24 protein-coding genes are annotated in these 21,279 nt (G+C 69.0%); 15 read left to right on the forward strand and 9 right to left on the reverse strand.

Going from position 1 to position 21,279, the window contains the following annotated elements; all coding sequences use genetic code 11:
- Positions 1-16 precede the first annotated feature (16 nt).
- Together ABN273_RS02345 and ABN273_RS02350 are read right to left on the reverse strand one after the other, a co-directional pair.
- The gene (locus tag ABN273_RS02345) at positions 17-1,003 is read right to left on the reverse strand and encodes an ABC transporter permease (RefSeq protein ID WP_349446909.1); all 987 of its coding nucleotides are present in this window, start codon (positions 1,001-1,003) and stop codon (positions 17-19) included.
- On the reverse strand, positions 990-2,612 hold the full coding sequence (locus ABN273_RS02350; protein WP_349446910.1) for a type 2 periplasmic-binding domain-containing protein: 1,623 nt from the start codon (positions 2,610-2,612) through the stop codon (positions 990-992). The genes ABN273_RS02345 and ABN273_RS02350 overlap by 14 nt, the downstream gene beginning before the upstream one ends.
- Positions 2,613-2,788: 176 nt before the next feature.
- Between ABN273_RS02350 and ABN273_RS02355 the strand changes: the two genes are divergently transcribed.
- The 11 genes from ABN273_RS02355 to ABN273_RS02405 all read left to right on the forward strand — a co-directional run bounded on the left by ABN273_RS02355 (position 2,789) and on the right by ABN273_RS02405 (position 11,379).
- Positions 2,789-3,988, forward strand: a complete 1,200-nt coding sequence (locus ABN273_RS02355; RefSeq protein WP_349446911.1) for an ROK family protein — start codon at positions 2,789-2,791, stop codon at positions 3,986-3,988.
- Positions 3,989-4,092: 104 nt separating this feature from the next.
- Entirely contained in the window at positions 4,093-6,855 is a 2,763-nt protein-coding gene (locus tag ABN273_RS02360; protein ID WP_502910926.1) for a glycoside hydrolase family 3 C-terminal domain-containing protein, read from the forward strand.
- Entirely contained in the window at positions 6,852-7,856 is a 1,005-nt protein-coding gene (locus ABN273_RS02365; RefSeq protein ID WP_349446913.1) for a LacI family DNA-binding transcriptional regulator, read from the forward strand. The genes ABN273_RS02360 and ABN273_RS02365 overlap by 4 nt, the downstream gene beginning before the upstream one ends.
- A 129-nt stretch (positions 7,857-7,985) precedes the next feature.
- The gene (gene gvpJ / locus ABN273_RS59365; RefSeq protein ID WP_502910912.1) at positions 7,986-8,393 is read left to right on the forward strand and encodes a gas vesicle protein GvpJ; all 408 of its coding nucleotides are present in this window, start codon (positions 7,986-7,988) and stop codon (positions 8,391-8,393) included.
- Between the two features lie 5 nt (positions 8,394-8,398).
- Positions 8,399-9,208, forward strand: a complete 810-nt coding sequence (locus ABN273_RS02375) for a GvpL/GvpF family gas vesicle protein (RefSeq protein WP_349446914.1) — start codon at positions 8,399-8,401, stop codon at positions 9,206-9,208.
- 6 nt (positions 9,209-9,214) lie between these two features.
- On the forward strand, positions 9,215-9,445 hold the full coding sequence (locus tag ABN273_RS02380; RefSeq protein WP_349446915.1) for a gas vesicle protein GvpG: 231 nt from the start codon (positions 9,215-9,217) through the stop codon (positions 9,443-9,445).
- A 4-nt stretch (positions 9,446-9,449) separates the two neighbouring features.
- Positions 9,450-9,803 carry a gas vesicle protein GvpO gene (gene gvpO, locus ABN273_RS02385; protein ID WP_349446916.1) on the forward strand — a complete coding sequence of 118 codons (354 nt, stop codon included), beginning with the start codon at positions 9,450-9,452 and terminating at the stop codon, positions 9,801-9,803.
- A gap of 1 nt (position 9,804) precedes the next feature.
- Complete coding sequence (gene gvpJ / locus ABN273_RS02390) at positions 9,805-10,122, forward strand: gas vesicle protein GvpJ (RefSeq protein ID WP_502910913.1); 318 nt, start codon at positions 9,805-9,807, stop codon at positions 10,120-10,122.
- Positions 10,119-10,913 carry a GvpL/GvpF family gas vesicle protein gene (locus tag ABN273_RS02395; protein WP_349446917.1) on the forward strand — a complete coding sequence of 265 codons (795 nt, stop codon included), beginning with the start codon at positions 10,119-10,121 and terminating at the stop codon, positions 10,911-10,913. The genes gvpJ (ABN273_RS02390) and ABN273_RS02395 overlap by 4 nt, the downstream gene beginning before the upstream one ends.
- Positions 10,910-11,101 carry a gas vesicle protein GvpJ gene (gene gvpJ / locus ABN273_RS02400; RefSeq protein WP_349446918.1) on the forward strand — a complete coding sequence of 64 codons (192 nt, stop codon included), beginning with the start codon at positions 10,910-10,912 and terminating at the stop codon, positions 11,099-11,101. The genes ABN273_RS02395 and gvpJ (ABN273_RS02400) overlap by 4 nt, the downstream gene beginning before the upstream one ends.
- Positions 11,098-11,379, forward strand: coding sequence for a gas vesicle protein K (locus ABN273_RS02405; protein ID WP_349446919.1), 282 nt, complete (start codon positions 11,098-11,100; stop codon positions 11,377-11,379). Before gvpJ (ABN273_RS02400) ends, ABN273_RS02405 begins: the two co-directional genes overlap by 4 nt.
- Before the next feature lie 52 nt (positions 11,380-11,431).
- On the opposite strand, the gene ABN273_RS02410 is transcribed toward ABN273_RS02405, so the two are convergent.
- Together ABN273_RS02410 and ABN273_RS02415 are read right to left on the reverse strand one after the other, a co-directional pair.
- Positions 11,432-12,052: a histidine phosphatase family protein gene (locus ABN273_RS02410; protein WP_349446920.1), complete on the reverse strand. Its 621-nt coding sequence runs from the start codon at positions 12,050-12,052 to the stop codon at positions 11,432-11,434.
- A complete protein-coding gene (locus ABN273_RS02415) occupies positions 12,049-12,345 on the reverse strand; it encodes a P-loop nucleotide/nucleoside kinase family protein (protein WP_349446921.1) in 297 nt (98 codons plus the stop codon). The genes ABN273_RS02410 and ABN273_RS02415 overlap by 4 nt, the downstream gene beginning before the upstream one ends.
- A 387-nt stretch (positions 12,346-12,732) precedes the next feature.
- On the opposite strand from ABN273_RS02415, the gene ABN273_RS02420 reads away from it, so the two are divergent.
- Positions 12,733-14,217 carry an ATP-binding protein gene (locus ABN273_RS02420; RefSeq protein ID WP_349446922.1) on the forward strand — a complete coding sequence of 495 codons (1,485 nt, stop codon included), beginning with the start codon at positions 12,733-12,735 and terminating at the stop codon, positions 14,215-14,217.
- A gap of 135 nt (positions 14,218-14,352) precedes the next feature.
- On the opposite strand, the gene ABN273_RS02425 is transcribed toward ABN273_RS02420, so the two are convergent.
- The 5 genes from ABN273_RS02425 to ABN273_RS02445 form a co-directional block, all read right to left on the reverse strand.
- Positions 14,353-14,820 carry a helix-turn-helix domain-containing protein gene (locus ABN273_RS02425; RefSeq protein ID WP_349446923.1) on the reverse strand — a complete coding sequence of 156 codons (468 nt, stop codon included), beginning with the start codon at positions 14,818-14,820 and terminating at the stop codon, positions 14,353-14,355.
- Positions 14,821-14,839: 19 nt separating this feature from the next.
- The gene (locus ABN273_RS02430; RefSeq protein WP_349446924.1) at positions 14,840-16,228 is read right to left on the reverse strand and encodes a hypothetical protein; all 1,389 of its coding nucleotides are present in this window, start codon (positions 16,226-16,228) and stop codon (positions 14,840-14,842) included.
- Between the two features lie 128 nt (positions 16,229-16,356).
- On the reverse strand, positions 16,357-16,701 hold the full coding sequence (locus ABN273_RS02435) for a zinc ribbon domain-containing protein (RefSeq protein ID WP_349446925.1): 345 nt from the start codon (positions 16,699-16,701) through the stop codon (positions 16,357-16,359).
- Between the two features lie 307 nt (positions 16,702-17,008).
- The gene (locus tag ABN273_RS02440) at positions 17,009-18,757 is read right to left on the reverse strand and encodes an acetyl/propionyl/methylcrotonyl-CoA carboxylase subunit alpha (protein ID WP_349446926.1); all 1,749 of its coding nucleotides are present in this window, start codon (positions 18,755-18,757) and stop codon (positions 17,009-17,011) included.
- A 28-nt stretch (positions 18,758-18,785) separates the two neighbouring features.
- Positions 18,786-19,505 carry an SDR family NAD(P)-dependent oxidoreductase gene (locus ABN273_RS02445; protein WP_349446927.1) on the reverse strand — a complete coding sequence of 240 codons (720 nt, stop codon included), beginning with the start codon at positions 19,503-19,505 and terminating at the stop codon, positions 18,786-18,788.
- A gap of 130 nt (positions 19,506-19,635) precedes the next feature.
- Between ABN273_RS02445 and ABN273_RS02450 the strand changes: the two genes are divergently transcribed.
- From ABN273_RS02450 to ABN273_RS02460, 3 genes are all read left to right on the forward strand, one after another.
- Complete coding sequence (locus ABN273_RS02450) at positions 19,636-19,908, forward strand: WXG100 family type VII secretion target (RefSeq protein ID WP_026214895.1); 273 nt, start codon at positions 19,636-19,638, stop codon at positions 19,906-19,908.
- Positions 19,909-20,599: 691 nt separating this feature from the next.
- Complete coding sequence (locus tag ABN273_RS02455; protein WP_349446928.1) at positions 20,600-20,983, forward strand: YbaB/EbfC family nucleoid-associated protein; 384 nt, start codon at positions 20,600-20,602, stop codon at positions 20,981-20,983.
- Entirely contained in the window at positions 20,980-21,279 is a 300-nt protein-coding gene (locus tag ABN273_RS02460; RefSeq protein WP_349446929.1) for a hypothetical protein, read from the forward strand. Before ABN273_RS02455 ends, ABN273_RS02460 begins: the two co-directional genes overlap by 4 nt.

Genomic DNA, 21,279 nt, shown 5'->3' on the forward strand with positions numbered 1-21,279 from the left:
AATTCGGGAAATACTGTCATGAGCGCTGATAGATTCCCTGTTCGCCGAGCCGGTGTGCGATCTTGTTGGAGATCAGGATGAGGACCAAGCCGATCAGGCCCTTGAAGAGGCTGGCCGCCGCCCCGATGCTGTAGTCGGCGGTCTGCAGGCCGAGCCAGTAGACGTAGGTGTCGATCACCTCGGCCGCGTCGGCGCCCACAGCGGACCGCTGGATCAGGAATTGTTCGAATCCGACGTTGAGCGCGTCGCCCAACCGCAGGATCAGTAGCAGGATGATGACGGGACGGAGGCCCGGCAGTGTGATGTGCCACATCCGCCGCCACCTGGACGCTCCGTCGACCGCTGCCGCCTCGTAGAGGTTCGGGTCGATCGTGCTGAGTGCGGCCAGGAAGATGATCATGCCCCAGCCGGCGTCCTTCCACACCGACTGCGCCGTCACCAGGAGGATGAACGTCTCGGGCTGGGTGGCCAGGTCGAAGCCCTCGAACCCGTGCTTGTCGAGCTCCTGCGCGATCAGCCCAGCCCCGCCCAGCATGTCCTGGAACACCGTGACCACCAGCACCCAGGAGAAGAAGTGCGGCAGGTACACGACGTTCTGGATGAGCGCCCGCAACCGTGGCCGCAGCACGCTGTTGAGCAGGATCGCCAGCGCGATCGGCACGGGGAAGTAGAAGACGAGCTGGAACGCGGTGATCGTGAGGGTGTTGCGCGCGGCGTGCCAGAAGGACGGATCGCCGAGCAGGTAGAGGAAGTTGCCGAACCCGACCCACGGGCTGCCCAGGATGCCGTCCACCGTCGAGTAGTCCTGGAACGCGATGACGTTCCCCAGCGTAGGGACGTAGTGGAACACCAGGAGCAGCGCGAGGGATGGAAGCGTCAGGAGCAGCAGTTGCCAGTCCCGCCGCAGCCTGCTGCGCAGGACCGCGGCTTTCCGCCTCCTGCGCGTGGTGGCCGCGGTGGGAACGGCGGTGTCCGCAGCTGCCTGGCCGCTAGATGCGGCCATTGTCCTTCAGTACCTTCGTGTAGAACGTCCGGGCCTCCTCGCCGCCCGCGTCCCGCCACTGCTGCACGACGGTCGACAGGTCGGACAGGGGGCGGCGGCCCTTGACGATGTCGAGGACCTTGTCCTCCAGCGGCTGCTGCGCGGCGGCCATCCGCGACGGGTCCTGGGTGCGTAGGCCCTTGAATGGGTAGTCCTCCACGCTCTGGTACCAGACGTCGAGGTAGTCCCCGTACGTCTTGATGTAGTCGGGCGTGTAGGGAGCCATGGGCTCGACCTGGTTGGCCAGGAAGAAGTAGGTGGGCGGCTGCGCCTCCTGCTGGCCCTTCTTGGTGTAGACGGGGAAGCCGTTGGCGTCCTTATCCTTCCAGTCCGTGCCTTCCACGCCGTACTTCCAGGTGTGGTACTCCTGCGTGCCGATGGGTGCGGCCAGCCAGTTCAGTATGCGGAGGAGCTCCTCGACCTTCTCCTTGGGCAGGTCCTTCTTCAGGAAGACGAACATCCAGGCCGGGTCGGAGTACCACCCGTATGGCTTGCCGCCGTCGGCGGTCCAGTTGTGGGGCTGCATGTTGAAGTCGGGGTTGACCGCCGCCTGGCGGCTGATGGCCTCGTGCCAGGCGCCGGTCCCGTCATCGAAGATCAGTGCCTGACCACCCTCGAACAGCTCCTTGCTCGGGTCGTTGGCCCATCCCGCCGCGACCACCTTGGGGTGGACCAGCTCCGCATCGAACAGCTTGCGCATGAAGGCGACGGCGTCGGCGTACTCCTTGGTCTCGTACTTGTGCTCGAGCTTGCCGTTCGCCAGCCGCCACTTCGACGGCACCCGGAAGGCCCGCTCGATCTCCTGATGGACCGTGGCGAACGCCCAGCGCTTCTTGGACTTGTCGGTGAGCTGCTTGCCCAGCTCGAACAGCTCGTCGGCGTTGTTCCAGAGCTTGGCGCCGAGCGTGTCGAAGATGTCCTTGCGGTAGTACGTCATGCGGGCCGGGCCCTGGCCCGGGTGCGGGACGGACATGAGCTTGCCGTTCCACACGCCGAACGCCCAGGCCTCCTCGGAGATCGCGGCGAGCATCGGGTACTGCGCCGATTTGTCGCCGGACAGGTAGGGGCCGAGGTCGAGGAAGAGCTTGTCCGCCTGGCGGTTGAAGTCGCCGAGCTTCTGGAGGATGAAGGCGGGGATGGCGGTGAGGTCACCGACGTTGCCCGCCGCGAGGATTGGCGCGATCTTGTCCGCGAAGCTGTTGCCGTCGATGATCTGGAGCTTGACCGTGGCCCCGAGCGACTTGTTGACCAGGTCGTAGTAGGGGTTCGGGCTCGGCGGCGGCGGTCCCCACAGGGGGATGATCGCCGTGTAGCTCCCGCCGGCTCCGGGGGTTTGCGGGACGGCCTTGACCAGGTCGCTCGGGTAGGTATTGAAGCCGATCGCGATCGGCGTGTTCACGTCGGGGGTGACGCCCTTGTAGGGCATGTGCTTGGGCAGCAGCTGGGCCAGCTTGTCGACGGCCTCGGCCTTCCCTGTGCCCTTGCGGGCCACGGGCTGGCTGCATGCGGCGGACATCAGCGTCAGGCCGGCCAGGGTGAGGAATCCGCGGCGAGTCGTGTTGGGGGCCATGGCTCGCTCCCTTCTTTCGGAGTAGGGATGGCCTCATAAAAATTAGTTGGTATTCCGGCCAAACAAATTAGTAGACTGTGACCGTAGCCACAAGGGATCGCGACGGTCACAGGTTGGTGAAGGGAGCCCACGATGCGGCATGCTGGGGTCATCTCTTGGCGGGAACGGGGCTGATATTGATCACTTCTACGACCGGCCCGCAGCCGGCCGACTTCGCCGACGTACGGGCCACCAACCTCGCGGTCGTGCTGCGGTTCGTCCGGGAGCACGCGCCCTGCTCGCGGGCCGACATCGCGGCCTCCACCGGGCTCAACAAGGCGACGGTGTCCAGCCTGGTCGCGGACCTCATCGACCGGCGGCTCGTGCGTGAGACGGGGCTGACGGAGAACCGGGTCGGCCGGCCCGCCACGATGCTGGTGCTGGACGGCTCGCCGTACGCCGCGATCGGCGTCGAGATCAATGTCGACTACGTGTCCGCCGTGGCCACCGATCTGGCGGGGGAGCGGCTGCTGACGTGGCGGCGCTCGTTCTGCGGCGGCGACTCCGTCAACCAGGGGATGGCGGGCGTCGGCGCGATCGTCAGGCGCGTGGTCAGCCGCATGGCCAAGGAGGAGCGCCAGGTCCTGGGCCTGGCCGTGGCCGTGCCGGGGCTGGTCGACGTGCAGGGCACCGTACGCATCGCGCCCAACCTCGGCTGGCGCGACGCCGACCTCGGCGGAGACCTGGCCAAGGCGCTGCGCGATCCCGGCTTCCCCATCCAGGTCGACAACGACGCCAACCTCGCCGCCCTGGCCGAGCAGCGCTTCGGCGCGCACTCCGGGGCCTCCGACCTGATCTACCTCACCGGGGAGATCGGCGTGGGCGCGGGCATCATCCTCGACGGGCGGCTGCGCCGCGGCCGCCTCGGGTTCAGCGGCGAGATCGGCCACGTCCAGCTCGACCCCGACGGCCCGGCGTGCCACTGCGGGCGCCGCGGCTGCCTGGAGGCCATGGCCGGGATCGGCGCCGTGCTGGGCAAGGACCCGTCCCCGGCCGAGATCCAGGTCGAGATCGAGGAGTCCGTACGCCTGGCCCGCGCCGGCGACGCGGGCACCCTGGCCACGCTGGAGTCGGTGGGCCGCAGCCTTGGCCAAGGAGTGTCCATTTTGGCCAACCTGCTCAACCCCGAGGTGGTGATCCTCGGCGGCTACTACGTCCCGCTGGCGCCGTGGTTGCTGCCCGCCGTGCAGGACGAGCTGGCCGACCGCGTGATCGCCGCGGAGGCCGGCGGCTGCCAGGTCGTGGCCTCGACGCTGGGCCATGACGCGGCGGCGCTCGGCGGCGCCGCGAGGGTGCTGGACTCCATAGATTCAGGAAGATTGCCCCGAGTCCCTTGACCTCGGTCACGGGGAAGTGCACTCTTCAGTCAATCTATCGAAATGTCCGCGTAACTTCCCCAGGCCGGTCGTCGAAGCGCTTCGACACTCTCAGAGGGATGACCATGCAAGAACCCTTCCTCGACCCAGCGGTTCCGATTCCCGACCGGATCGACGACCTGGTGCGCCGGCTCACCCTCGAGGAGAAGGTGGGGCTGCTGCACCAGTACCAGGCGCCGGTCGAGCGGCTGGGCCTCGGCGCGTTCCGCACGGGCACCGAGGCGCTGCACGGGCTGGCCTGGCTCGGCCCCGCCACCGTCTTCCCCCAGGCCGTCGGGCTGGCCTCGACCTGGGACCCCGACCTCGTGCGCAGGGTGGGGGAGGCGACCAGTGACGAGGTGCTGGCCTTCCATCACAAGGACCCGGCGGGCGCGGGCCGCAACGTGTGGGCACCCGTGGTGAACCCGCTACGTGATCCCCGCTGGGGGCGCAATGAGGAGGGTTACTCCGAAGATCCGTGGCTGACCGGCGTCATGGCCACGGCTTATGCACGAGGACTTAGTGGGAGCGCTCCCGAAATTCTCAAGACGGCCCCTACGCTCAAGCACTTCCTCGCCTACAACAACGAGACCGACCGCTGCACGACCTCCAGCAACCTGCCGCCGAGAGTGCTGCACGAGTACGAGCTGCCTGCCTTCAGGCCCGCCATCGAACAGGGCGTGGCCGTGGCGGTCATGCCGTCGTACAACCTGGTCAACGGCCGCCCGGCCCACCTCAGCCCGCTGATCGGGCAGGCGCTGCGCGCGTGGGCGCCCGACGACCTGCTGGTGGTCAGCGACGCGTACGCGCCGGGCAACCTCACCGCGCTCCAGGGCTACCACGACACGCTGCCCGAGGCGTACGCGCACGCGATCAAGGCGGGGATCGACAGTTTCACCCAGGACGACGACCGCTCCGAGGCCACGCTCGGCCATCTGCGCGAGGCGCTGGCGAAGGGCCTGCTGAGCGAGGAGGACGTGGACGGGGCCGTCCGCCACGCGCTGTCGATCAGGTTCCGGCTGGGGGAGTTCGACCCGGCGACGCCGTACGACGACGTCAACGGCAACGTGGTGAACTGCCCCGAGCACCAGGCGCTGGCCAGGGAGGCGGCGCGGCGCTCGTTCGTGCTGCTGAAGAACGACGGTGTGCTGCCGCTCGAAGGCGTGACGAAGATCGCGGTGATCGGGCAGCTCGGCGACGCGCTCATGGAGGACTGGTACAGCGGCACCCTCCCGTACGCGGTCACCGCCCGCCAGGGGCTGACCGAGCGGTGCGAGGTCATGTTCTGCGAGGCCGTGGACCGGGTGACGCTGTCGTTCGAAACCGGACCCGTGGCCGCCGATCCGGCGGGCGGGCCGCTGAGCGTCAACGGGGCCGAGCCGGGCACGTTCGACCTGTTCGACTGGGGCGGCGGGGCCTACGCGCTGCGGGCCGTGGCGACCGGCCGGTTCGTGTCGGTGGACGGCCTCACGCTGGTGAACGACCAGCCGGGGCCGAACGGGTGGGAGGTGCGCCAGACGTTCCGGATGGAGGAGCGGCCGCGCGGCACGCTCGCCCTGCGCCACATCTCGACCGGCTGCTACGTCGGCGCGGGCGACGACGGCGTGCTGCGCCTGGTGGACGACGCCGACCAGGCGGTCTGGCTGGCCATGGACGTGGTCAGGAGCGGGATCGAGCAGGCCGCCCGCCTGGCCGCCGCGGCCGACGTCGCGGTCGTGGTGGTCGGGGACCACCCGCTGGTCAACGGCCGCGAGACCGAGGACCGCATGACGCTGGCTCTGGCCCCCGCCCAGGACGCCGTGGTGCGGGCCGCGCGCAAGGCGAACCCCCGTACCGTCATGGTGATCTCCAGCGGCTACCCGCTCACCTGGACCGACGACGAGCTCCCGGCCGTGCTGTGGTCGGCGCACGGCGGCCAGGAGTACGGCCACGCGCTGGCCGAGGTGCTCTTCGGCGACGCCGATCCGGAGGGCCGCCTCACCCAGACGTGGTACCGCTCGGAGCAGGAGCTGCCCGATCTGCTCGACTACGACATCATCGCCTCCGACGCCACGTACCTGTACTTCCGCGGCGTCCCGCTCCACCCGTTCGGCCACGGCCTCAGCTACACCACCTTCGAGTACGCGGACCTGCGCGTGCACCTGGAAGGCGACGTGGTCAGAGCCGAGGCCACCGTGACGAACACCGGCGCCAGGCCGGGCGTCGAGGTCGTCCAGTTCTACACCCACCAGCAGCGCTCCCGCGTCAAGCAGCCGCTGCGCCGCCTGCGCGGGTTCGAGAAGGTACGCCTCGCGCCCGGCGAGAGCCGTGCCGTCACCCTGACGTTGCCCGTCTCCGAGCTGGCCTTCTGGGACGTGACCAGGGGCAGGTTCGTCGTGGAGAGCTCGTCGCACCAGCTCATGGTCGGCCGCAGCGCCACCGACCTGCGCCTGAGCGCCCGCTTCGAGGTCGACGGCGAGACCGTCCCGCCCCAGTCGGGGCTGCTGCGCGCGGCGGCGCACGACGAGTACGACGCGATCACGTTCGTGGACGAGACCAAGGTGGACGGCGACGCCGTCAGGTCCGACGCGGAGGGCGCGTGGCTGCTGTTCCGGCAGGTGGACCTCGGCACCGCCACGACCTGCGTGGCGACGGCGGGCAGCACGGAAGGCGGCGTGATCACCCTCCGCCGCGGTGACCCACTCTACGGCCAGGCCCTGGCCACGTTCCCGGTGCCCAGGACCGACCGCTACGCCTATCACGCCATCAAGGCAGCCCTTCCGGCAGTGGACGGGGTGCACGATCTGTATGTGGTGTTCGAGAACGACGGGGTGACGCTGGCCCAGCTCGACTTCGGAGCCGGGGCTTGAGCGGGCGCACGGTCACGATCGCCCAGGTCGCCAAGCACGCGGGCGTGGCCGTCAGCACGGTCTCCTACGTGCTCAGCGGAAAACGGACGATCTCGGCCGACACCAGGCGGCGGGTGCTCGACAGCATCAGCGCGCTCGGCTACCACCCCAACGCCGGCGCCCGCGCCCTGGCCAGCAAGCGCTCCAACGTGATCGCGCTGGTGCTGCCGCTGCGGGCGGGCATGCACGTGCCCGTCCTGATGCGGTTCGCCAGCGCCGTGGTCACGGCCGCGCGCCGGTTCGACCACGACGTGCTGCTGCTGACCGCCGACGAGGGCACGGCCGGCATCCGGCGGGTGGCGGCGAGCGCGCTGGTGGACGCGCTGGTGCTCATGGACGTCGAGCTGGACGACCGCAGGGTCCCGCTGCTGCGCGAACTGCCCGAGCCGAGCGTGCTCATCGGCTTCCCCGCCGAGCCGGCCGGGCTGACGTGCGTGGACCTTGACTTCGCCGCCGCGGGCGCGCGCTGCGTGGAGCACCTGGCCGAGCGCGGTCACGAGGAGATCGCGCTGCTCGGCGCCCCTTCGGTGGTGTACGAGCGGGGTACGGGGTTCGCCCGGCGGACGCGCGAGGGGTTCGTGGAGGCGGTGGAGGCCCACGGGCTCAAGGGCGTCGCGCTGCCGTGCGAGGAGACGTTCGACGAGATCTACGAGACCGTGCGCGACCTGCTCCACGACCACCCCGGCCTGTCCGGGCTGGTCGTGCACAACGAGGCGGCGGTCGGCCACGTGCTGGCGGCGCTGCGTCAGCTCGACCGGCGGGTGCCGCACGACGTGGCCGTGGTCGCGATCTGCCCCGACGACGTGGCCGAGCGCGCCAGCCCGCCCCTCACCTCGGTGCTGATCCCCGCGGAGGAGGTGGGCCGCGAGGCGGTGCGCCTGGTCATGGAGAAGCTGGAGGGCCGCGTGGTGCCGGACTCCACCCTGCTGGCGCCCCTCCTCGCTGTCCGCGCCAGCACCTGATCGAAAACATCCCCTTCGCCTCAAGATTCCGTAACGCAAGCAGGCGACTACGCCAAGCGCTGTCCGTTTTTGCGCTCTATGTGGTTCGGTGTCGCTTTCTTGGGCAGGGTGGCCGAGGCAAGGGGAGGAATGATGACTTCTGTGCAACCGGCGGCGACCGGCCAGATGGCCGGACGTCCCACACCGACGGGCTTGGCCGATGTCATCGACACGATTCTCGACCGGGGCCTCGTGATCGACGCCTACGTCAGGGTCTCGCTCGTCGGCATCGAGGTCCTCACGGTCGACGCGCGCGTCGTCGTGGCGAGCGTCGACACGTACCTGCGCTTCGCGGAGGCCGCGAACCGGCTCGACATGGCCGAGAGCGAGAAGGGCCTGCCCGAGGTCTTGGAGACCACGAAGGGCATTCCCAGCGAGGAACGCACCAAGAAGGTAGTCCAGGGGGTGCTGGAGGCTGCGGACGAGAAGCTGACCGACATCGTCGAGAGCCACGGCATGAGGAAGAAGGCTCCTCGCCGGCGCGAAGAGGAAGAGTGAGGGAGATGGCACGATCCACCAAGGTTTCCGGAGCCTCCGTGCCCAAACAGGCCGCGCGCCGGGAGCAGAACATCGCGTCATACCTCTACGGGATCGTGCCCGCGGACCTTGAGCTCGGGCCCGGTGCGCGCGGGCTCGGCGACCCGGCCGGCGAGGTCCAGCTCGTACGGCACGGCGAGATCGCCGCCCTCGTGAGCGATGTGAACGTGGACCAGCCCCTGGGCCGGCCGGGTGACCTCTTGGCCTTTGAGCGGCTGCTCGACTCCGTCGCCGCCGAGGCGCCCGTGCTCCCGTTCCGCTTCGGCGCGGTGCTCGCGAACCCGGAGGCGGTCGTGGAGGAGCTGCTCAAGCCGTTCCACGACCAGTTCCTCGGCGCGCTGCGGGACCTCGAGGGGCAGGCCGAGTACATCGTCAAGGGCCGTTACGAGGAGTCCGCGGTGCTGGCGGAGATCCTCGCGGAGAACCCGGAGGCGGCAAGCCTGCGCGAGGCCATCCGGGGCCGTTCTGAGGACCTGACCAGGAACGAGCGGATCAGGCTCGGGGAGCTCATCGCGGCCGGGATCGAGGCCAAGCGCCAGATGGACACGCAGACGGCGCTGGACGCGCTGGCCTCGCACTCATTGACGGCGGTCGTACGGGAGCCTTCCCACGAGCAGGACGCCGTGCACGTGGCCATGCTCGCCAAGACCGGCGAGCAGCGGGCGCTCGAGAAGGCGCTGAGCCAGCTTGGTGAGCGCTGGGCGGGACGGGTGAACCTCCGGCTGCTCGGACCGCTCGCGCCCTACGACTTCGTCGTCGCGCAGGAGCAGGGGTGATGACGCATGGGCCTGCTGGGGCTGGTTTTCGGGTGGCCGCTCGCGCCCTTCCGCGGGCTGCTCTGGCTCGCCGAGCTGTTCCAGGAACAGATCGAGATGGAGACCAGGAACCCCGCCTCGGTAAGACGGCACCTGGAGGAGATCGAGGCGGCCAGGGCGGCCGGCGAGATCACCGAGGAAGAGGAAAGTCAGGCGGTCGAGCGGGTGCTCCAGCTGATGGCCGCGGGGCGGAGGTAACCGCATGATCGAGAAACGCCCCACGGCCACCCGGCCTCGCGAAGCCCGCGAAGCCCGTGAGCCTCGGGAAGTCCGTGAGCCACGGCCGCGGGAGTTGACCGCCGTGACGGCCGGTGAGTTCGGGCTCCGGCACATCGCCGACCTGACCACGAAGCAGGTCGAGGGGGTGACGGCCGTCCAGCCGGTCGAAGACGGCTGGAAGATCGGGATAGAGGTCATCGAAGACCGCCGCATCCCCTCCTCAGGCGACATCCTCGCCCTTTACGAGGCCGAGATCGACACGGAGGGAAACTTGTTGTCATATCGGAGACTACGGCGGTACCGGCGCTCCAACGCCGACATCGGTGAGGCGTTGTGACGTGGACAGAGTAGGAACTGCCGCACCTGTAGTGCGCCAGCCGTACGGGGGCCCCAGCCGTGAGCCGGCCAACCTCGGGGACATTCTGGAACGCGTGCTCGACAGGGGCGTGGTGATCGCCGGCGACATCCGGGTGAACCTGCTGGACATCGAGCTGCTCACCATCAAGCTGCGCCTGCTGATCGCCTCGGTGGACACGGCCAGGGAGCTCGGCATCGACTGGTGGGAGCACGACCCGTGGCTGTCGGGGCGGGACCGCGAGCTGATCGAGGAGAACCGCCGCCTGCGCCGCCAGCTCGCCGCGAGGGGCGAGGAATGACCGACTCCGGCACGTACGTGTACGCGGTCGCCCGCTCCGCCGTCGAGTGCCCTGACGGCGTCGGCCCCGTGCGTACGATCGCCGGGGCCGGCCTGGTGGCCTATGTGAGCACGGTGCCGCTGGCGGAGTTCGGCGAGGAGCCACTGCGCCGCTCCCTGGAGGACCTGGACTGGCTGGCGGTGACGGCCCGCGCCCATCACCACGTGGTGGAGGCCGTGGCGGCCGCCACCCCGACGGCACCGGTCCGGCTCGTCACCGTGTACGCGGGCGACGACCAGGTGCGCGACCTGCTGGAGCGGCGCAGGGACGACTTCCTCGAGGTGCTCTCCCGCGTCACGGGGCGCAGGGAGTGGGGCGTCAAGGTGTACGTGAGCCCGGGCGCGTCCCCCCCGGAGACCAGGAATGGCGATGAGGGGGCGGCCTCCCCGGCAGTCGCGGAGGATGATGAGGCGGTAGCCGGAAGCGTGCGCAAGCCCGGGACCGCGTACCTCCAGCGCCGTCGGGCGAGCCTGCGCGACCGGGAGCAGACCCGCCGGCAGCTTGTGGGCCGCGCCGACCACATCCACACCACGCTGTCGGCGCTCGCCGTCGCCAGCTGCCGCCACCGCGCCCAGGACCCTCAGCTCTCCGGACGCAAAGAGGTGATGCTGCTGAACGGCGCCTACCTAGTGGACGAGGGCCGCGACGAGGAGTTCGCCGCGACGGCCCGCGGCCTCGGCGGGGAAGGCGTGGAGGTGCGTGTCACCGGCCCGTGGGCCCCGTACTCCTTCACGGTCATGGAGGCGTGTTGAGACGTGACGTGGTGGCCGACGACCGGATCCCGCCCGAACGCGTGGCCCTCGTGGACCTGCTGGACCGGCTGCTGGCCGGTGGCGTCGTGCTGACCGGCGACCTCGTCCTGTCGATCGCTGATGTGGACCTTGTACGCATCTCGCTCCGTACGATCATCGTGTCGATCGAGGGGGATGAAGCCGCGTGAGCGTAGAAGCGCCCCGCCTTCGCATAGCCGCCGACTCGGAGACGATCGAGCGCGACCTGACCCGCCTCGTGCTCACGCTGGTCGAGCTGGTCCGCCAGCTCGTGGAGCGGCAGTGTGTACGCCGCATGGAGCAGGGGAACCTGTCGGACGAGCAGATCGAGACCCTCGGGGTGACCTTGATGCGCCTGGAGGAGGCGATGACCGAGCTGTGCGACCGCTTCGGCCTGACGCCCGAGGATCTCAACCTGGACCTGGGCCCCCTCGGCACCCTCCTTTAGCGCCTGTATCCGCTGACGCCGACGGGCACCCGGCCTGGGGGAGGCAGGTCATTCATCGATCTTGTGTCAAAGAGGGCCAGGACACGCACCGCCAGGACTGCCCATCCCATTCGACCGGGAACGGCACGGCATGCGGGAGAGGCGCCCCCCACACCTGCCGGCCCAGCGCGCAAAGGGTGCTGAGTCCGACGGTGAGACTTCCCACGTGCCCGACCAGGGCCACCGTCTCGCCGGGGTGTGCTGTCGCGATGGAGGCGAGGGCGTCGACGACGCGTGCGGTGACCGCATGCCCGTCCTCGCCGTCCGCCACCGCCTCGTCCAGCCTGCCGTCCACGATCCAGGCGCGCAGAACCTCGGCCGTACGCACTCGGGTCGCCGGGTCGGTGGCGCCCTCCAGCCGCCCGACACCCATCTCGACGAGCCCCGGCAGCGTCACCACCTCCGCCGGGCCGAGCACGTGCGCCATGATCTCGGCGGTTTGCCGGGCTCGGAGCGCCGTACTGGCATATATCCGGGTGATTCCCTCTACTCGCAGCAGCTCGGCCGTCTCCGCCGCCTGAGCCTGCCCTTTAGCGGTCAACCCCGCGAGTGGCAGCGCGCCGGCCGCCCCGGCGACGACGTTCTCCGACTCGCCATGGCGCAGGCACAGCACTCGGACCCTATGAGTCGTCACGATCGCCCAAGTCTCCGGAACGGGGCGCCGAGCGACGCGTCCGGTGTCTGCCCGGAGGTGTCGACGACGATGCGCTCGTGCTCCCACGGATCGTATTCGCGGTCGGTGACCTCCTGCCAGTCGGGCAGCCGCAGGTCAGGAATGTCGGTCGGGCGGGAGGTCACGCGGTGCCGATGCTCGGCCAGGTCGGTGCAGACCACTTCCACCTCGGCCACCGGCACACCTGCCCTGACCCCGACCTCCCGCCACGCGTCACGGGTGATGGCCAGGGGATTCACCGACTCCGCGATCACGCTCAGCCCTTGGCGCAGATGCTCCTCGGCCAGGGCATAGCCGACGATGAGCCCGCGGGACCGACGGGCCGGCGGGCCAGCCCGGAGCGGACGATCGCCTGCTCGATGGTGTCGATACGCACGTGGACCGCGCCGAGGCGGGTGGCCAGGAGCCGGGGAAGCGTCGTCTTTGCCTGTCGCGGGGAGGCCGCCGATGACGATGAGCATGGGTTTCATGCTGCCTGAAATGCGCGGAAAGGTGGACGGTTCACCGCCGGACTCGTGCTCCTGCAGCGGCGCACCCCGACCTGAGCCGTCGACATCGATCTGTAAGTTGATTTACGCTTCTAGCTGTAACTTCATTTACATAAATCTGCGTAGATCAACTTCTCTGCCACCGGAGGTCCCATGAAAAAGCCGTCCCACATCATCGGGCGGGACCGGCAGTGGCGAGCCCTGGAGCAGTTCCTGCAAGCAGGAGGCTCGGATGCTCCCTTGCGGCTCGGCCTCGTCTCGGGACGCCGCCGCACTGGGAAGACACAGCTTCTGACCGCCGCCTGCGAAGCTCTCGGTGGCCTTTACGTTGCCTGCGTGCAGGACGAAGGCGATCTTGCGGCCAGGCGCAGGTTCGCCTCCGCGCTGTCTCGCCACGCCGGATTGGGAGAGACTGTGCGCGGGGAGCCCGAATCCTGGGAGCGCCTGCTGCGCGCCGCTCTGGACACGGTGGCCCGTGTGGCCCCGCCCGGTTTTCCCGGCCTTGTCGTCATCGACGAGTTCCCGTATGTGATGAAAGAAGCGCCTCAACTGCCGTCCCTCATCCAGCACCTGTACGACGACTCTCAACGAGGCCAGGCCCCAGGAGGCCGACTGATCCTTTGTGGCTCGGCGTTGAGCGTCATGCACGAGCTGCTGTCAGGCACGAAGCCGTTGAGGGGCCGGGCCATGATGGACATGCGTCTCAATGCGCTCGACTACCGAGAGGCGGCCCGACTGTGGAGCGTCGACAACCCGGAGACCGCGCTGCGTCTGCATGCCTGCGTCGGCGGCATTCCCGGTTACCGCCCACTGATGACCAGCGCCCCTACGTCCAACGACGACTTCGACAGCTGGATCATCGACAACCTCCTCGCCGTCGACGTCAGCGTCTTCACTCGTACCGAGGTCGACTACCTCCTCCGCGAAGACCCGAGGATCACAGCCCGCTCCCTTTACTACGACATCCTGAGCGCGGTCGCCCGGGGTGCACACACCCCTTCCAAGATCGGAGCGGCGATCGGCCGTGACAGCAACGCCGTCCGCTATCCCATCGGAGTTCTGGAGTCTGCGGGCTATATTGCCAAAGTCCACGATCTTCTCCGCAGCGGAAGGCCGACGTTCTCGGTCTGCGACCCCATCATCCGTTTCGACCGGCTCATCACCGCCCCATACCTTGGCCAGCTCGAACTCGGTCGCGCCGAGCAGGTATGGCGCGCCGCCGCTCCGACGTTCCGCTCCAACATTCTCGGCCCGCATTTCGAGGAGCTCGCCCGCGACTGGGTACACCGCTTCGCTCCGGATGAGTTGGGCCGGCCGATCGGCTTTGGCACGGTGGGCTTCGGCAGCGTTCAGGACCACGCGGGCCGCGCAAAACACGACATCGACGTTATCGCCACCGAGAACAACCGCGTCCACCTGATCGGCGAAGCCAAGGCCACCCTTGCTCGCCGAGGGCTGCCCGACCTCGAACGCCTCGACGGTATCCGCGACGTCCTCACCAGAACAGGCCACGACACGACCGACATAATCATGGCGATCTTCTCCACTACGGGATTCACCCAAGACCTCATCGGGGCAGCTGCCGCGCGCGCCGACGTGGTTCTCGTCGACCTGCCACGCCTTTACGGCCTGACCTGACGGGCTCTACGGCGTCAGGACCAAGTCACCGGTATCCCTCATTGAGCAGGGGACTGCGCCTTGCGCGCGAAACGCTCCCTATGGTCCTACGACCACGGCTGGCTGCACCGGTCGATGAGCGAGTGCCTGGCGGTGTCAGCCGGTCGCTCGACCGCTGTCCTGACTCTGGGGAGGCGATGGCGGCTGCCCTGTGCGACTGCGAGTAGTGCGTGCTTCTACTGGAAAATCAACCCGCTTCACGAAGCCGTTGGAACTGAACGCTGAGCCGCATCTCAAGCGCCTCGGCGAGGCGTTCCAGCATAGGAATGCTGGGCATGGTGCCCCCGCTTCGAAACGAGCGACCGCAGGTTGCTTGAGGCCGGCGCGTTCAGCCAGATCGGCCTGGGTAAGGCCCAGTTCCTCGCGGCGGAGTCGCACGGCACGTTCGATCTCAGCCGTCTCCCGCATCCGCTGCTTGCGGAAGACCGTCAGCAGGATTATGCGCCTGCCCGGAGCGATCCAGTACGTGATGCGCACTGCCTCGGGGCTTGCCCCGGGCTCACCCCCCTTGGGAGGCGCTGCCCGGAGCTGGTCCGCGCGTAGCGCCTCCCTGCGAAGGCCCATGCTTCTGGGCCCCTGGGGTTTACCAGTCGCCGCCGCCGAAGTCCCCGCCGCCGAAGTCGCCTCCGCCGCCGAAGTCGCCCCAGCCTCCGCCGGCGTCCCCGCCGCCGAAGTCGCCACCGAAGTCGCCGCCGCCGCCGCCGTCCGCGTAGCCCTCGGCGTAACCGGCGCCGTAGCCGCCGTAGCCCCAGCCGCCGCTGAGCATGCTGCCCATCATGGTGCCGATGAACATGCCGGTCATGATGTCGCCGAAGCCGCCGTAGTAGCCGTACGCGTACGGCTGGTACGCCGGGCCCGCGTCGTAGTACGGGCGGCGGTGGCCGTCGACCATGACCTCGCGCATCTGCGGGTCGAAGCCGCGCTCCACGGCCTCCGCGTCCATCCGGCAGGCCGGCACGTCGCGGAGCGCGCCGCCGGGCGGGGCCCAGCGGACGTCACGCATGGACGGGCCGTGCTGCGGGTTGAAGAAGCACGGGGCGCGCCGCTCCGGGACCGGCTCGTTGTTGACCTTGGCCTTCACCACGGCCAGCGCGTAGCGGCCGTCCTCGAGCGTCTGGGTGACGTCGCGGACCTGGTCGGGCCGCTGGACGGTGGCCAGCTGGGTCTTGGCCTTCTCGTAGGAGTCGAGCGCCTGCTGCCACTCGTCGATGTGCTTGCCGCCCTGGCCGGCGAGCGTCACGTCGGCGTCGAGGGCGGTGATCTCCTCGCCGAGCTTGGTGACGTCCTCGTCCACGGTCTGCTTGACGGCCGCCAGGTCCTTGGCCTCCTGGATGGCCCGCTTCTTCTTCTTGTTGCTGGAGTAGAGGAAGTAGCCGCCACCGCCGACCAGGACCAGCGCGCCCAGGGCCAGCAGCGCGGCGGTGCCGCCGGCGCCGGGGTTGGCCTGGCTGTCAGGGTCGAGCGCGGGACCCGACTTGCCCTTGACGGCGGAGTCCACGCGGTTGACGAAGTCCTTCATCCCGTCAACGACATTGCCCGAGTTCGCGGTGACCGAGAGGTCGGCCAGCCGGCCCGCGACACCCGACTGGCGGATGGCGCTGGAGGCCGCGAACAGTGTCTGGCCGTCGAGCACGGCGATGGTGGCGCGGTTGCGGCCCGCGGCGACCAAAGCGGAGTTGAGCGAGCTCATGTACGGCGCAATGCTGGTGTTGTCCACCGTGCCGTCGGGGAGCGCCACAGCGTAGATCTTGCTGTCGGCCCCCTTCAACGCGTCACTGATCTCGCTCTGCTGGTCCGACGTCAACGACGAGCCGGACACGACATAGAGCGGATCCTTCTTCCAGTTGGACACCACCGACTGAGCGTCAGGGGGGGCCGCCGCGTTGGCGGCAGGGGACAGCGCAAGAACGACGATTAGACCGGCGATCAGAGCCGCGATCGCGGCCCCTGCTCGGCGCAGCGAATGGGTCATTGGCAGCAAGCCTCCTTCGCCCATGAGGACGAACGGGCGGTCGGCAAAGTTCCTCACTGGGCACGTTACCCGCAGGCGAGCTCTTGACTTGCTCCCCGGCCTGAAGAATCCGAGGATTCCCGTGCCGCTCACGCGGCAGTTCGCGGCGCGTCGCCCGCGCCGTGAGCTGTGGTACGGGGTGCTTGACGCTTCACTGACCCGGTCGGGTCTCCACGCCCTGACACGACCAGCCCGGCCGCGTGTCCTCTGGCTTTGATGTTCTTGGCAGCGTTCACGTCGGCATGCTCGAGATGCCCACAGGAAGTGCATCGAAAGTCCGCTTGGCTCTCGCGAGACTTGCGATCCACCCTCCCACAGGCCGCCTTCGAGCAGGTCAGTGACGTGTACGCGGGATCAACGACCCGGGTGTCGGTCCCGGTATAGCGGGCCTTAGACCGCAACGCGGTCTCCAGCCCGTACCAGCCCTTATCCAAGATCGATCGGTTCAGCCCGGCCTTCGCCGCACGCCCGTTCGGCAGGTACGCGCCCGGCGTGCCGACTTCGCCGCCTCCTGCGGCGGAGCCCCACTATCGATCATCAAGCAGTACATCGAACAGCAACGCCGACCAGCCTGACCCCCCTGGGCCCGCGCTACGCACCCCGACCTGTCCCGGCCCCGCTGGGCCATCCCCTGACGGAGACCGCATTCATCCCCGGCCTGAAGACTGAAGGCCGAGGCTTTCTGCTGACCTTCGGTAAGCGCACACCGTCGCCCAAGAGCCTGGAGCCATGGATCGCCGGTCAGGTGTCCTTGATCTCGCAGATCGTGGCGCCGGAGGTGACGGTCTGCCCGATCGTCGCAGAAAGACCCGTGATCGTGCCCGACTTGTGGGCCGCCAGCGGCTGCTCCATCTTCATGGCCTCGAGCACTACGACCGTGTCGCCCTCGTTCACCACGTCCCCGTCAGTGGCCACGACCTTGACGATCGTCCCCTGCATCGGGCTGACCAGCGCGTCGCCGCCCGCCGCCGACGCCTTCCTGGAGCCGCCGCCCCGCCGCGGCGCCTTGCCGGGGGCGGAGCTGCCGGGGGCGGACGTGCCGAGCCCGGCGGGCAGGACGACCTCCAGGCGCTTGCCCCCGACCTCGACCGTCACCGTCTCGCGCGCGGCGGCCGGCCCGGAGGCGGCCTCCTGGTCGTACGGCGCGATCGTGTTCTCCCACTCCGTCTCGATCCACCGCGTGTGGACCGAGAACGGCGCGGAGACGAAGGCCGGATCGGACACGACGGCCCGATGGAACGGCAGCACGGTGGGCATCCCCGAGATCTCGAACTCCGCCAGCGCCCGCCGCGCCCGCTCCAGCGCCTCGCCCCGCGTCCGCCCCGTGACGATCAGCTTCGCCACCAGCGAGTCGAACGTCTGCGGCACCGTCATCCCCGCCTCGTACCCCGCGTCGAGCCGCACTCCGGGCCCGGAAGGCGCGCGCATGACAGTCAGCGTCCCGGGAGCGGGCAGGAAGTTGCGCCCGGCGTCCTCGGCGTTGATCCGGAACTCGATCGAGTGGCCGCGCAGCGCCGGGTCGCCGTAGTCGAGCGCCTCCCCGTCGGCGACCCTGAACATCTCCCGCACCAGGTCGATGCCCGCCACCTCCTCGGTGACCGGGTGCTCGACCTGCAGTCGCGTGTTCACCTCGAGGAACGAGATCGTCCCGTCCTGGCCGACGAGGAACTCGCACGTGCCGGCCCCGACGTACCCCGCCTCCTTCAGGATGGCCTTCGAGCTGGAGTAGAGGACCTCGACCTGCTCCTGCGACAGGAACGGCGCCGGCGCCTCCTCCACGAGCTTCTGGTGGCGGCGCTGGAGCGAGCAGTCGCGCGTGCTGACCACGACCACGTTGCCGTGGGAGTCGGCCAGGCACTGCGTCTCGACGTGGCGGGGCCGGTCGAGATAGCGCTCCACGAAGCACTCGCCCCGCCCGAACGCCGCCACGGCCTCGCGCACGGCCGACTCGTACAGCTCGGCGACCTCCTCCAGCCGGCGCGCCACCTTGATGCCGCGCCCGCCGCCGCCGTACGCCGCCTTGATCGCGATCGGCAGCCCGTGCTCCTCCGCGAACGCGACGACCTCGTCGGCCCCGGAGACCGGGTCCTTGGTGCCCGCGACCAGCGGCGCGCCGACCTTCTGCGCGATGTGCCTGGCCTGGACCTTGTCGCCGAGCGCGGCGATGGCGGCCGGCGGCGGGCCGATCCAGATCAGGCCCGCGTCGATGACGGCCTGCGCGAAGCCGGCGTTCTCGGCCAGGAAGCCGTACCCGGGGTGCACGGCGTCCGCGCCGGCGCGGCGTGCCACCTCGATCAGCTTGCCGACGTGGAGATAGGTCTCGGCGGGGGACTGGCCGCCCAGCGCGTACGCCTCGTCGGCGACCTTGACGTGCAGGGCCTCGAGGTCCTGGTCGGCGTAGACGGCCACACTGCCGATCCCGGCGTCCTTGCATGCGCGCGCCACACGTACGGCGATCTCGCCGCGATTGGCGATCAGAACCTTCCGCACCGACCCAAAGTCCTTCCTGAGAGAGAGTTCAGCGGCCCAGGTACGCGCCGCCGTTCACGTGGAGCACCTGCCCGGTGACATGCCTGGCTCCCGCGGAGGCCAGAAAGAGAACGGTATCCGCCACGTCAGACGGAGTGCCAGGGCGGCCGTTGCGCGTGTTCTCCACGCGGGCCCTGATGCCGTCCTCCGTCAGCCGCCCGCGGAAGAACTCGGTGTCCAGGACGAGCCCGGGGGAGACCACGTTCGCCGTGATGCCCCTGGGGCCGAGTTCGGCGGCCAGGTCGGCGGTCCAGGACTCCAGGGCCGCCTTGGCGGCGCCGTACGAGCCGGAGCCCGTGCCGCGTGCCGCGATCGAGCCGATGGAGATGACCCGGCCGCCCTCCCTGACGCGCGGCGTCAGCGCGGTGGTGACGAGGACGGCGGACATCAGGTTTGCGTTGAGGTTGGCCCACCAGGCCTCGGCCACGTCCATCAGCTGGCCGGACTGCCGGCGATCGAGGTTGGTGTTGCCGCCGGCGTTGTTGACCAGCACGTCCACGTGCCGCGGCAGGCTGTCGAGCGCCTCTTCCACCGCGACGGGGCTGGCGGCGTTGAAGGCCGCGTACGCAGCGCCGAGCCGCGACGCGGCCTCCTTCAGCACGTGTTCGCGGCGGCCGGTGATGGTGACGTGGTCGCCGAGCGAGACGAAAGCGGCGGCGACGGCGTATCCGATGCCGGTGCCTCCGCCGGTCACCACAACCTCGCGCATGAGACCGCCAGCTCCCAGGGACGAATCCGAACAATCCTCGGGTAGACCATAGCCGCTCGGTATAACGCGGGCGACGGCTGGTGTGCTCCCTTTAAGTTGAGGGCGCTTTCACGTGTTCCAGGAGGTATGCATGAGCCAGAGCATGCTCGGCGGCGACCCCGCGGAAATGCAGCAGATGGCCAGTCAGTTCACGCAGCAGTCGGAAGCGGTCCGCACCACCATGACCGCGCTCGACCGCGAGGCCGCCAAGGTCGGCACGGCGTGGACAGGGCCGGGCGCCCAGCGTTTCCAGCAGGCGTGGCAGAACTACCGCACGGCCTTCCAGCGCATGACTGAGGAGCTCCAGGAGGCTTCGCGGGTCATCGGCACCTACCGCCAGAACATCGAGTCCGCCACGAAGTGAGCAACGGGCAGGGGCCCTGGCAAGGGAGCCGGGGCTTCCTTCCGTTGATTCCGGCAGGCCACGCGATCGGGTGAACCCGGGTCGCGCCTTGGTGGCGAGCGCACTCGCCCTGCACCTCTCGGCCGCTCCGGCGGCAGCGCAGGAACCGGTGAAGTGCAACCCCAAGAAGTCCAGCCCCGCAATTGCCGAGTGCTCGAACTTGAGCTTGTAGGCGTTGAAGGTCGAGGACGGCCGTAGTCAAGGCGGGCGAGGAGCGCGGCGGCCGAGAAGGAGCCGGAAACGGACACCGTGCGACGTCATGGCGGCTACACTGACCCACAACACAGGTCCTCAGACAACCTGAGAGGTGCTTTCGATGCCGCTCGGCTCCCTCCGCCCCAGCTCGCTCGTCGAGCAGGCCACCGAGCACCGGCGCGAGCAGACCCAGCAGATCGCCCACCGGGAAGCTGTCGTCCTTCTGGGGGCGGGCGACCGACATCGTGGCGCTGGTGCTGCTGGCGCTGGGCGTCCTGGACGTCTTGTCCTGGATACGCGGCCTCGCCGGCTGAGGGCTCAGTCTGCTCTGCTGGTGCACGAGTTCACCTCAGTGACAGCTTTGTTAACAGAACGCAAATGTTGCAGACCCGCTTAAAGCTACGCGAAAAGGGCTACGTAAGATCTGTCTGGTATTGGATCTACGAAAGGTGCATCTGTGGCGGATGCGTTCGAGGCGGAGATCAGGGAGCTCGCGGGCGAGATCAACCAGCAGATGGCCCGCATTCGCGAAGCGTACGGAGAACTCTCCGCTATGGAGCACACAGCACGTTCCGCGGACGGGATGGTGAGCGTGACCGTTGGCCGGCACGGTCAGATTCGCGGCATCGAGCTGAATCCCCGAGTTTATCGCACCCTGTCTCCCTCGCAGCTGGCTGACGCGATCATGCAGCAGGTCAACGAGGGCACCGCCGTGGTCTCTGAGCAGAGCAAGCAGCTCTTGACGCCCCTCATGCCGGAGGGCGTGCCGCACGAGGAGATCTTCGGGGAGCACGCCACGCTCGACGCGTTCTTCCCCGGCCCCGTGGAGCCGGCCCCGTGACCGGCTACTCCGTGGCGTGGAAGGCGCTGCACCTCCAGGCCAGGGTCTACGACGAGCTCGAGCGCAACGCGAAGGAGACGCGTGACGAACTCCGCGCCGCCTTCGACCGGGACAGGAAGACGCTCGGCAACGACGAGTACGGCGCCGAACTGGCCAAGAAAATGCCCGAAATCGAACGCCGCATCTTCGACGACCTGAAGACGCACATCGACGAGCTCGAGCGCCTCGCCTCGGGCCTGAACGTCAACGCCCGCAACTACAAGGCGGTTGAGCGGCCCCTTACCGAGCGCAGCTGA

It is taken from the genome of Nonomuraea sp. B19D2, assembly GCF_040137845.1.
GTDB lineage: Bacteria > Actinomycetota > Actinomycetes > Streptosporangiales > Streptosporangiaceae > Nonomuraea.

Excerpts from the sequence above, each read along its gene's own strand:
- ABN273_RS02345 (WP_349446909.1), bottom strand. The coding sequence starts at position 1,003 with ATGGCCGCATCTAGCGGCCAGGCAGCTGCGGACACCGCCGTTCCCACC.
- ABN273_RS02350 (WP_349446910.1), bottom strand. The coding sequence starts at position 2,612 with ATGGCCCCCAACACGACTCGCCGCGGATTCCTCACCCTGGCCGGCCTG.
- ABN273_RS02360 (WP_502910926.1), top strand. The coding sequence starts at position 4,093 with ATGCAAGAACCCTTCCTCGACCCAGCGGTTCCGATTCCCGACCGGATC.
- gvpJ (WP_502910912.1), top strand. The coding sequence starts at position 7,986 with ATGATGACTTCTGTGCAACCGGCGGCGACCGGCCAGATGGCCGGACGT.
- ABN273_RS02375 (WP_349446914.1), top strand. The coding sequence starts at position 8,399 with ATGGCACGATCCACCAAGGTTTCCGGAGCCTCCGTGCCCAAACAGGCC.
- ABN273_RS02380 (WP_349446915.1), top strand. The coding sequence starts at position 9,215 with ATGGGCCTGCTGGGGCTGGTTTTCGGGTGGCCGCTCGCGCCCTTCCGC.
- gvpO (WP_349446916.1), top strand. The coding sequence starts at position 9,450 with ATGATCGAGAAACGCCCCACGGCCACCCGGCCTCGCGAAGCCCGCGAA.
- ABN273_RS02395 (WP_349446917.1), top strand. The coding sequence starts at position 10,119 with ATGACCGACTCCGGCACGTACGTGTACGCGGTCGCCCGCTCCGCCGTC.
- ABN273_RS02420 (WP_349446922.1), top strand. The coding sequence starts at position 12,733 with ATGAAAAAGCCGTCCCACATCATCGGGCGGGACCGGCAGTGGCGAGCC.
- ABN273_RS02425 (WP_349446923.1), bottom strand. The coding sequence starts at position 14,820 with ATGGGCCTTCGCAGGGAGGCGCTACGCGCGGACCAGCTCCGGGCAGCG.
- ABN273_RS02430 (WP_349446924.1), bottom strand. The coding sequence starts at position 16,228 with ATGACCCATTCGCTGCGCCGAGCAGGGGCCGCGATCGCGGCTCTGATC.
- ABN273_RS02445 (WP_349446927.1), bottom strand. The coding sequence starts at position 19,505 with ATGCGCGAGGTTGTGGTGACCGGCGGAGGCACCGGCATCGGATACGCC.
- ABN273_RS02450 (WP_026214895.1), top strand. The coding sequence starts at position 19,636 with ATGAGCCAGAGCATGCTCGGCGGCGACCCCGCGGAAATGCAGCAGATG.